The 7720-nt window shown below is 56.8% G+C and carries 8 protein-coding genes; 1 reads left to right on the top strand and 7 read right to left on the bottom strand.

The window, feature by feature from the left end:
• Positions 1 to 9: 9 nt before the first annotated feature.
• The 6 genes from gcvH to glyA all read right to left on the bottom strand — a co-directional run bounded on the left by gcvH (position 10) and on the right by glyA (position 6573).
• Positions 10 to 375 carry a glycine cleavage system protein GcvH gene (gcvH, locus tag J7399_RS20610; RefSeq protein WP_209065741.1) on the bottom strand — a complete coding sequence of 122 codons (366 nt, stop codon included), beginning with the start codon at positions 373 to 375 and terminating at the stop codon, positions 10 to 12.
• Positions 376 to 392: 17 nt separating this feature from the next.
• A complete protein-coding gene (gcvT, locus tag J7399_RS20615) occupies positions 393 to 1490 on the bottom strand; it encodes a glycine cleavage system aminomethyltransferase GcvT (RefSeq protein WP_209089928.1) in 1098 nt (365 codons plus the stop codon).
• Positions 1491 to 1563: 73 nt separating this feature from the next.
• A complete protein-coding gene (locus J7399_RS20620; protein WP_209089931.1) occupies positions 1564 to 2937 on the bottom strand; it encodes a sodium:alanine symporter family protein in 1374 nt (457 codons plus the stop codon).
• A gap of 24 nt (positions 2938 to 2961) precedes the next feature.
• Complete coding sequence (gene lipA, locus J7399_RS20625) at positions 2962 to 3903, bottom strand: lipoyl synthase (RefSeq protein ID WP_209089934.1); 942 nt, start codon at positions 3901 to 3903, stop codon at positions 2962 to 2964.
• 11 nt (positions 3904 to 3914) lie between these two features.
• Positions 3915 to 5309: a dihydrolipoyl dehydrogenase gene (lpdA, locus tag J7399_RS20630; protein ID WP_209089937.1), complete on the bottom strand. Its 1395-nt coding sequence runs from the start codon at positions 5307 to 5309 to the stop codon at positions 3915 to 3917.
• Between the two features lie 10 nt (positions 5310 to 5319).
• The gene (glyA, locus tag J7399_RS20635) at positions 5320 to 6573 is read right to left on the bottom strand and encodes a serine hydroxymethyltransferase (protein WP_209089939.1); all 1254 of its coding nucleotides are present in this window, start codon (positions 6571 to 6573) and stop codon (positions 5320 to 5322) included.
• Between the two features lie 143 nt (positions 6574 to 6716).
• Here glyA and J7399_RS20640 point away from each other — a divergent pair, with 143 nt between their 5' ends.
• Positions 6717 to 7319: an XRE family transcriptional regulator gene (locus J7399_RS20640; protein ID WP_209065735.1), complete on the top strand. Its 603-nt coding sequence runs from the start codon at positions 6717 to 6719 to the stop codon at positions 7317 to 7319.
• Positions 7320 to 7542: 223 nt separating this feature from the next.
• On the opposite strand, the gene J7399_RS20645 is transcribed toward J7399_RS20640, so the two are convergent.
• Positions 7543 to 7720, bottom strand: a 178-nt coding sequence (locus J7399_RS20645; protein WP_209089948.1) for an integrase core domain-containing protein, incomplete at its 5' end; no start/stop codon positions are given.

Consider the following 7720-nt stretch of genomic DNA (forward strand, 5'->3'; position numbering starts at 1 on the left):
TCGGTCTCCTCAGCCGATCAGAGCTTTGTAGGCGTCAAGATCCATCAGGTCTTCGAGCTGTGCCGCGTCAGAGACCTTAACCTTGTAAATCCAAGCATCGCCTTCCGGGCTTTCGTTAAGCGCGCCTGGGTTTTCTTCGAGTGTGCCGTTCACTTCGGTCACTTCGCAGTCAATCGGCGCATAGATTTCAGAAGCGGCTTTCACGGATTCGATCACGCCGATCTCGTCGCCTTTTTCGAATTCTTCGCCTGTCTCACGCTGTTCAACGAAGACAATCTCACCCAGCTGTTCAGCCGCGTGTGCAGTGATACCGATGGTCGCAACGTCACCGTCAACGGTGATCCACTCGTGATCTTCAGAATAATAAGTGGTCATATCATGGCTCTCCCAAATTAGCGTTTGTAGTTTTGCTGTACGAAAGGCAGCGCAACAATCTCTGCAGGCTGTGCCTTTCCACGGATGATGAGGTTCACTTTCTCACCTGGCGTTCCGTGCCCTTTGGACACGTATCCCATAGCAACCGGGCCACCTACGGTGGGGCCGAAGCTCCCAGAGGTGATCTGGCCAATTGTATTACCCTCGGTGCATTGCACCTCAACGCCCTGGCGCGCAGGTGCGCGGCCGGTCGGTTTGATACCAACAAGCGTACGCGCGGCACCTTCGGCGAGTTCTTTCTGCACGCGTGCAGCGCCCGGGAAGCCGCCCTCTTCTTTGCGGCGTTTCTGAATGGCCCAGCCGAGGCTCGCTTCAATCGGCGACGTGCTCTGATCAATGTCATTGCCATAGAGGCAGAGACCCGCTTCCAAACGCAGGCTGTCGCGTGCGCCCAAACCTGCGGGTTCAAGATCTTCATGCGCCAGAAGGGCACGGCACACATCAATGGCGTCGCCTTCGGGAATGGAAATCTCGTAACCGTCTTCGCCTGTGTAACCCAGACGGGAAATCCGGCACTCGACGCCATTGATTTCGGCCAAGGTGGTTTCCATGAACTTCAGTTCACGTGCCGACGGGCAAAGCGCTCCGACGACATCTTCGGCCTTTGGGCCCTGGACCGCGACAAGTGCACGATCAAAAATCTCTGTGACCTCGACGCCTTCGAGGTTGGCTTCCATGTGTGGGATGTCCTGATGGCGCAGCGCGGCATTGACCACGACAAAGAAGTGATCACCCGCGTTGGCAACGATAAGGTCATCCATGATGCCACCGTCTTCGTTCGTGAAGAAACCGTAGCGTGCTTTGCCTTCTTTCAGCGTTGCGTAAGCCTGTGGGCAGAGTGCCTCCAACTTTTCGCCGACATTTTCGCCACGCAGGATCACCTGCCCCATGTGGCTAACGTCAAACAGCGCGGCCTTTTCACGGCACTGATTGTGCTCTCCCATGATGCCCAGGGGATAGTTGACTGGCATTTCCCAGCCAGCGAAGTCGACCATTTTGCCGCCCAGTTCAACATGCAGATCGTAGAGCGGTGTGCGTTTCGGTGCCTCTGACATTGAAACTCTCCTGGATAAACTTTGGATATTTGTGCCCCGGGGCTGAGTGTGCCCAGCACCGGGACGTTTTTGGTTACTCGGCTGGGTTGCCACCGGGCTCTTCGGTCTGACCGTTTGAGGCAAAGAACTCTTTGGTCACTTTGAAGACAACCGGGCTCAGCAGAGCCAGCGCGATGAGGTTTGGCAGGGCCATCAGCGCGTTCAGCGTATCCGCAAGCAGCCAGATGAAGCCGAGGTCTGCAGTCGCACCGAAATAGATCGCTGCGATCCACAGCAGGCGGTATGGCAACAGCGCCTTTGTGCCAGCAAGGAAGCCCACACATTTTTCACCATAGTAGGACCAGCCCAGAATGGTTGTGAATGCGAAGATCGACAGGGACACAGCGATCAGATAGCCGCCAAAGCCCGGCAAGGAGGTCTCAAACGCCAGAGATGTCAGCGCTGCGCCGGATTCACCGGATGTCCATGCACCAGACGCGATGATCGCCAGACCGGTGATCGAGCACACGATGATGGTGTCGATGAACGTGCCCAGCATTGCGATCAGACCCTGGTTTACCGGACCTTTGGTGTTGGCTGCGGCGTGTGCAATTGGCGCAGAACCCAGACCTGCTTCGTTGGAGAAGACACCACGTGCCACGCCGAAACGGATTGCGGCCCAAACTGCCGCCCCTGCAAAACCGCCTTCTGCAGCGGATGGGGTGAACGCATGGGTGAAGACAAGCGACAGGGCGTTGCCGATTTCACCGATGTTGATCAGCAGGACAATCAAGCCGAAGAAGATGTAGCTGACGGCCATGAAAGGCACCAGCTTACCAGCAACAGCACCAATACGGGTGATGCCGCCGAGGATCACGGCGCCGGTCAGGCCCATCAGAATAATACCAGTCAGCGACGTGTTCAGGCCAAAGTTGGTTTCCAGAACTTGTGCCACGCCGTTTGCCTGAACACCGTTGCCGATGCCGAAGGCAGCGATCGCGCCGAAGACGGCAAACACAACGCCGAGCCACGCCCACTTCGCGCCAAGACCGTTTTTGATGTAATACATCGGGCCGCCGACATAGTTGCCTTGGTCGTCTTTTTCGCGAAACTTAACGGCGCAAACCGCTTCGGAATATTTGGTGGCCATACCCACAAGGGCGGTCATCCACATCCAGAAAAGTGCGCCTGGTCCGCCGAGGAAAACCGCAGTGGCCACGCCAGCGATGTTCCCGGTCCCGATGGTGGCAGACAGGGCTGTCATGAGGGCGTTGAAAGGTGAAATCTGTCCTTCGCCGACGCTTTCACGGCCTTGGAACATGAGTTTGAACCCGCGACCCAAATTGCGAATTGGCATGAATTTCAGGCCAATTTGCAAGAATAGGCCGACGCCCAAAATGATGACAAGCATCGGAGGCCCCCAAGCCCATCCGTTGATTGTCCCCACGAGTGATTGTAACGCTTCCATGGTTTCCTCCCTTTAGCGTTGGTGTTAACTGCGTTGCGCGAGCCGCTCCCTGCGCGCGTTCTGCAGTGTCTTGAAGTCCGCATCAGCGTGAAATGACGACCGTGTCAGGGGCGTCGCCGATACGTGCAAAAATCCTTTTGCCCGAGCGATGGTTTCCAGCTGCTCGAACTCTTCTGGTGTCCAGAAACGGTCAATTGGGTGATGTTTGGCAGTTGGCTGGAGGTATTGGCCGACCGTCAGGAAATCCACCTGGGCTGCGCGCAGATCATCCATGACCTGTCGCACTTCCTGCATGGTTTCGCCCAATCCCACCATGAGGCCGGATTTGGTAAAGACCTGTGGATCCGCGCGCTTGGCGTCATCCAACAGTCGCAGTGACTGATAGTAGCGCGCACCGGGACGCACGGTTGGATAGAGTCGAGGGACGGTTTCCAGATTGTGGTTGAACACATCAAGTCCTGCGCCAAACACCACATCCGCCGCAGCGCCTTTGCCCAAGAAATCAGGGGTCAGAACTTCGACCGTTGTGTTCGGGTTCTGATGACGCACAGCCCGCACGGTCTGAGCGATGTGCTCTGCCCCCCCATCAGCCAGATCATCACGATCCACACCGGTGATCACAACGTGGCGCAAACCCAGCTTCTTGACTGCGGCTGCAACACGCCCTGGCTCAAAAACGTCCAGAGCATCCGGGCGGCCCGTGGCCACGTTGCAGAAGGAACAGCCGCGTGTGCAGATCTCGCCCATGATCATCATCGTGGCGTGACGCTTGGACCAGCACTCGCCGATGTTAGGGCAAGCCGCTTCTTCGCAAACGGTGGTCAACGCATGATCGCGCATGAGACGGCGGGTTTCGTAATACTCCTCCGACTCGACCTTTTTCTTGCGAATCCACTTGGGCTTGCGCGGGATCGCGCTGTCCACTTTCTTGGCTTTTTCAGGATGGCGTAGACGTGGAACGTTCATGGCATCTTCCCTTAGGCGTGAATGGCGTGACCCAGCGCATCAAGACAGGCTTCTTTGACGGCTTCGGCCATGGCGGGGTGTGCGTGACAGGTTTGCGCGATCTCCGTGATGGTCGCGCCTTTGGTCATCGCCAGCACCAGCTCAGCAATCAGGTCGCCACCATGTGCCCCACAGATGTGCGCACCCAAAAGCGTACCATCCTGTGCGGCCAGAACCTTTACCGCGCCGTCTGTCTCGCCGCTGGAGCGCGCACGGCTGTTTGCCATGAAGGCGAATTTTCCGCTGATGTAGTCCGTTCCGGCCTCTTTGAGGGCCTCTTCGGTGGCACCAACCGAGGCAACTTCCGGGTCCGTATATACCACACCTGGGACTTTCCCGTAATCGACATGTCCTGACAGCCCGGCCAATGTCTCCACACATGCCACACCGTCTTCTTCGGCTTTATGCGCCAGCATAGGACCAGGTACACAGTCGCCGATTGCATAGATGCCCGGAACCGAAGTTTGGAAATCCGCACCCACTTCGATGAAGCCGCGGCTGTCTTGAGTGATGCCCAGGGCTTCCAGCCCAAGACCGCGTATCACCGGCCGGCGGCCAATCGCGACCAGAACTTTGTCGGCTTCCAAAGCTTCCTGTTTGCCTTTGCCGACACGTTCCAACGACAGTGCAAGCCCTGCATCGGTTTTCTCGATGCCCGTCAGCTTGCGTCCCAGCTGGAACTTGAGCCCACGCTTGGACAAGGCGCGCTGCGCCAGTTTGGCGATCTCACCATCGTTACCGGGCAGAATACGATCCAGATATTCAACCACGGTCACTTTGGAGCCCAGACGCGACCAGACTTGGCCAAGCTCAAGTCCAATCACGCCTGCGCCAATCACAACCAGATGTTCAGGCACAGATCCCAGAGAGAGAGCACCTGTCGAGCTGAGGATATGCTCCTCATCAATCTCGACGCCTGGGAGGGAGGTTGGCTCTGAACCGGTTGCAATCAATATGTTCTTGGCAGAGAGGGTTTGCGTGCCTTCGTCTGACGACACGCTGACCTGACCCGCCGCAGGAATGGAGGCCCATCCTTCGATCAGCTCGACCCCGTTCTTTTTGAACAGAAAGCCAATCCCTTTGGTCAGATCTCCGACGATCTTGTCCTTGCGCGCCATCATGGCACCCAGATCAAGTGTGGCCTCCCCGACAGACACCCCATGTGTGGAGAGATGCGAGAGCTCGGCATACTTACCTGAAGAGGTCAGCAACGCCTTTGACGGAATGCAGCCCACATTCAAGCACGTGCCGCCAAGCGCGCCGCGTCCCTCCACACAGGCGACGCGCATCCCCAGCTGTGCCGCTCTGATCGCAGCAACATAGCCCCCCGGGCCGCCGCCTATGACAACAAGATCGAAGTCAGACATCACGCCGCCCTCAGTAGATTGGGAAGGCTGCGCAAAGCTCAGAGACTTTGGCGCGCGTTGCGGCTTCAACCTCTGCATCGCCCTCTGGGTTTTTCGCCAGAGCGTCCAGCACATCGCTGATCAAGTTGCCAATGGTTACAAATTCTTCCGGGCCAAACCCGCGTGAACAGCCTGCCGCCGTGCCGAGGCGAATGCCGCTGGTCACGGTTGGTTTTTCTGGATCCCCCGGGACCCCGTTTTTGTTGCAGGTGAAACCCGCGCGTTCCAGCGCGACCTCTGCCGCATTGCCTTTCACCCCGATGGGACGGAGATCGACAAGCATCAGGTGGTTCTGGGTGCCGCCGGAGACGATATCGCAGCCACGTTCAATCATCACCTTTGCCAGCGCATCGGCACTGTCGACAACGCGCTGCATGTATTCTTTGAACTCCGGCTTGAGTGCTTCGCCAAATGCGACAGCTTTGGCAGCAATCACATGCATCAGTGGGCCGCCTTGCAGACCCGGGAAAACTGCAGAGTTGATTTTCTTGGCGATGGCTTCGTCGTTGGTCAGAATGATACCGCCACGTGGTCCGCGCAGCGTTTTGTGCGTGGTGGATGTGACGACATGGGCGTGTTCGATTGGTGACGGGTGCAGACCCGTTGCCACCAACCCGGCGATATGCGCCATATCGACCAGCAAATAGGCACCAACTTCATCGGCGATTTTGCGGAAGGCGGCGAAGTCGATGATCTGGGAGAATGCGGATGCGCCGGCAATGATCATCTGCGGCTTGTGCTCTCGTGCCAGTGCAGCAACCTGATCCATATCGATGGTGCCCTGATCATTCAGACCATAGGCAACAGCATTGAACCACTTGCCGGACATTGCCGGACGCGCACCATGGGTCAGATGGCCGCCTGCATCCAGTGACATGCCCAGGATCGTGTCGCCGGGTTTAAGCAGAGCGAGTTTGACTGCGCCATTGGCCTGTGCCCCAGAATGCGACTGAACATTTGCGAAACCACAGCTAAACAATTGTTTCAGACGCGCGATGGCTTCGGCTTCGACCTCATCGACATATTCACAACCGCCGTAGTAGCGGCGGCCGGGATAGCCCTCGGCATATTTATTGGTCAGCAACGAGCCCTGCGCGTCGATCACCGCCTTGGAGACAATGTTCTCCGAGGCAATCAGCTCAATCTGTCCAGCTTGGCGGTCGGCCTCCCGCGCAATCGAACCAGCAATAAACGGGTCAGCGTCACTCAGCGAAGTTTTGAACATGATTTCCTCCAACAGCCTCACCCACGATAGGGAATTAAGTTTCCTATAGGGGAATTTGGACTCTTATTGCAATCTTTTTCCTTTTCAGATTCATTGCTGGCGCTCTAGGGAAGTGGTAACGTACAGAAAAACGAGGATATTTTATGGACGACGAATTTCGTCACGACGCCTCGGGCATCGAAGATGCAGAAGATGTTGCTGCTCTTGGACGCTCGATTCGTGAGGCACGACGGGCAAAAGGATGGACCTTAGAGGAAACTTGCCGTGCGGCGGGGATCGGTCGTTCGACGCTTTCAAAGATCGAAAACAACCAAACACGCCCGAGTTTTGACATCGTTCGGCGGCTGACACAGGCACTGGACATGAACCCGCCGCAACTGTTTGTACAGTCCGGGCAGACAGGGATTTCAGGTCGCCGTGACTTTACCCCATCCGGTCAGGGCGAACGGCGGGAAACCTCTACTTATTCCCATGAGCTACTCTGCACCGAACTCTCCAGCAAACGGATGCTGCCATACATTGCGACGATCAAAGCGCGCGATGTGTCTGAGTTTGAAACCTGGATCCGTCACTCCGGTGAGGAATTCATGTATGTCATCAGCGGCGAGCTTACGTTTCTGTCAGAGCATTATCGCCCCTTGGCGATGAAGGCCGGTGACTCCATCTACTACGACAGCGCGATGGGACATGGGTGCGTTTCGACCAGCGATGAAGATGCTCAGGTTTTGTGGGTTTCTATGGAGTAATTGCGCTTGGCCCAGACTTCCAAAATGCCTCACTCTGTTTCAGCCGTGAGAGATGAGGAACGACCATCTCGTACGGTGCTAAGCATTCAAGTCTCTTACGCGTGATAAAAGACCTCTTTCATCATCGCCCAGTGCTCACTTTCCGCCCGACCAGGAAGAGGTCTTTGACATTCATCGGTCAGCGCCCACTGATCAGCCCCACCTGAGTGGTCCAATTTGAATGTTAGTGCATTCTCGGCCTGGGTTCCATCGGGACGATGGTTTCCGGGGCCGGCGGGCGGTAGCCCAAGGCACTGTGTGGTCGCTTGGTGTTGTAGTGTTTCCTCCATTGTTCAATCAGGATTTGCGCCTCTCGCAAGCTGTAGAAGACCTCACCGTTCAACAGCTCGTCCCGGAACCGG

It is taken from the genome of Shimia sp. R9_1 (genome assembly GCF_017743775.1).
GTDB lineage: Bacteria > Pseudomonadota > Alphaproteobacteria > Rhodobacterales > Rhodobacteraceae > Shimia.